The following is a 2,936-nucleotide window of genomic DNA, read 5'->3' as shown; positions in this document are numbered from 1 at the left end:
TGTACCTCTTCTCCATTGAGTGTTTGACTCATGGATTTAATCTCAAAGCAATAAGCCATCCTTTGATAAAACAAAGTCTTTTCATCTTCTCTGAGTTCGTTTGCTTTTTTATGGAGGGCGGTCGGAATTCTGCCAATCACCGGATGTGAAACACGGCATTCTATATTTCCTAATTGCTCTCCTATAAAATAGTCACTTGCAGCCCGATAAACTTTTTCTATAAAGCTCTGGTGGCTAATTGTTAATGAATTGTCTCCAAAAACGGGAACAACACATTTGTTTTTAAGTTCTTCCAATGTAATTTCATTGGTATTACTTTCTATGAAATGAGGATGCTCTTCTTCAACCATTACGTTTGGTTCTACTATAATTGCATCATCTATTTCTTGATCTAAGATATTTCTTCTCATTACTGCCATCCCTACTTGTGGGATGATGCTTAAACTTGTTTCCATAATTTTAAATTGTTTTTAATTTGTTTCTTTACTTGTTTTTACCTTCTTCTTCAAAAGGTTTCTAAATTTCTTTCCATTCTTGAGAGTACATAATACTACCTCAAAAATTATAATCAGACCTGTTTCAATCTTCTCAAATTTGGTCATAATTATTCTTCTGTTTTAAATCCTACGGGATTTGGTTTCTGTTGAGTTCTCCTTTTAATAAAGGATTCTATGTAATCAAAGGCTTCCAAAAGGTGCGCTATGATTCCTATAAACTTTACTACTTCAATAATCATTTTTACTTTTTTCATTGTTATTTCTCCTATTCTTTAATTGTTAATAATTCATTGTTTTAATTCATAAATAAGGCTTTCAAATGAATAGAAGTGGGCGGTGAACTGTGAGAAGAAAAAAATAAAGAGAGCCTTTAGCTCCCTGATTGAGAAAGAATATAAATACGAGAAAATCCCCACTTCCGGCATATAATTAATGCTGAAAATAGGGATTTAGTCTCTCGGTGCGATAATGTTTTGTCTTTAACATTATTACATCGCTTATATGTTTTTTATTTCTTATCTATTTGTTCTTTCTCATATATTAGGGTTTGGGGTGATTTAAATCGTAGATAAAGCAGAAGTGATACTAGCTAGGTTACTCTTTTAAGGATATTCCAAGTATTCGTAAATAAAATAGAAGCATTATTCTCTTTAATTCTGGTTACTCATTTTGATTATTAGTCATACTTATGCCACTACTATATGTTCACAGATTATATTTCTGAATAACAATCAGTTATGAAATATATAATCAGAAAGGGTAATAGTTTAGCAACGTGCTATTTACTTTTAAATCCTTAGAATTACACCATTTTAACAACCTATTACAAAAACAATGCTTAATCTGATAAAAACAAAAAAGTGGATTAAACATTCTAAGTGTATGATATTTTATTATTTAGAATTCTTTTCGGTGGAGTTAATATATGATATCCAATATTTTACATTTTGTTCACTTCAAACATATTTCATGATTCAACTACTGATTTCCTACGCACTTTTATTATTATTTGCTTATGAAAAATACTTCGAATAAAAATAAATCTTCCCTCTAAGTTTACACGATTAAAAATAGACTTCGGTTGCCAGCAACAAAAAACTTTCATGTTGTTTCTATTAATAATTATTGTTTCATATTCATTAAAATTTCCCCCTCATGATCCTAACATGCAATTATTTCCCAGTATTTTGCAACAAGTATGATTTCTTTTACAATTTATTTTTTAAAAAAAAGTAGCATATCCAAACTTTTACTATCTTTGTGACTACAGTAACAATTTTGATCTAAAACATAAAATTTCATAACAGAATAAGTAGGCTGTAAAATTTGCCAAAAGTATTCAATATTATGTTATTGGTTTATGTTGAAAATCTTAATTTATATTGCTACTGTGAAACCCCAAAAAGTAAACTGTAATAACAGAAACAAAGTGATAAAATAAAAAAACAAGCTAGAATGGGCTATAAGAATTAAGCTTTTTAATAATAAGTTATTGCCCCAAAGTAGGATTGAGATGGTTTGTTTATCATGGAAAAATATGTAAAATTTTAAATCAATATTTATTTAACAATTATATTAACTCATGGATGCGAAAGAAAGAGAACAACACAAGCTTAAGCTAATAAAAACAATCATAACTTCACCAAGTTATGACATGAAAGAATTGCTTGCCACTTATGCTTTATATTTATCCAATACTCCTGATACCTTATACAATATTAGCTATTACACTGATAGAATAGATGATTTTATAAAAAGGATAAATGATTTGCCTCTAAAAGTCAAATGGTTTGATAGTATTTTTGATAAAATCAAGTTTGTAATAGATTCACATCCACTAAAAGACGAATTTATATTTATATTTGATGAATTATTCGCTTATACTACATCTACATTTGATATTAAAAAAGAAAATGTAGATGTATTCAGATTAGATTTGGTGACTCCAAATAAGTTTTCGCTTCGAATAAGAAAAGAAAAATCTGAGATAGATTTTTTCTTTAAATATCCTGATGAGAAGCACAAAGATATCGATATACTCATTAGTAATATCAAAGAAACCATATTAAAATATTACCCTTTATCTAAAGATTTTTGATTATGACTCTCAATATAATAAATAGCTCCGTATATAAAAGAGTAATAGATAGGACTAATATATATAATTCAATATATGCTTTAGAATCATATATATTTGAAAAAGGATTATTGTCTTCCGAAGATTTGAATACCTATAACAAATTATCAGACAAATATAATTTCGAATACATTGATAAAATTATTGATAAATGCCAGATAATATTAAAAGATATACTAACCAATTCGACTAAATTATTCAACATAGAAGTGTATTTCAAGTTTAAGAAAATAGATAATGATGAAAAGACCATATTCAGACCATTACATACAGCAGATTTAATATCTCAAATCTGTATCATG

The 2,936-nt window shown here is 27.8% G+C and carries 4 protein-coding genes; 2 read left to right on the top strand and 2 right to left on the bottom strand.

The features are described from left to right. Nucleotides 1-455: DUF3871 family protein (locus BACCELL_RS27450; RefSeq protein WP_007212979.1), on the bottom strand; the 455-nt coding region annotated here is incomplete at its 3' end. Nucleotides 456-604: 149 nt separating this feature from the next. Continuing rightward, complete coding sequence (locus tag BACCELL_RS26905) at nucleotides 605-751, bottom strand: hypothetical protein (RefSeq protein ID WP_007212977.1); 147 nt, start codon at nucleotides 749-751, stop codon at nucleotides 605-607. 1,328 nt (nucleotides 752-2,079) lie between these two features. Between BACCELL_RS26905 and BACCELL_RS16090 the strand changes: the two genes are divergently transcribed. After that, a complete protein-coding gene (locus BACCELL_RS16090; protein WP_007212975.1) occupies nucleotides 2,080-2,595 on the top strand; it encodes a hypothetical protein in 516 nt (171 codons plus the stop codon). 2 nt (nucleotides 2,596-2,597) lie between these two features. Then, nucleotides 2,598-2,936 (top strand): hypothetical protein (locus BACCELL_RS27140; RefSeq protein ID WP_007212974.1); only part of this gene is annotated, 339 nt, incomplete at its 3' end.

Origin of the sequence: Bacteroides cellulosilyticus DSM 14838 (assembly GCF_000158035.1) — a bacterium.
GTDB classification, from domain to species: domain Bacteria; phylum Bacteroidota; class Bacteroidia; order Bacteroidales; family Bacteroidaceae; genus Bacteroides; species Bacteroides cellulosilyticus.
Note: the sequence above shows the minus strand (reverse complement) of the source record. Positions and strands in the feature narration are given on the sequence as shown.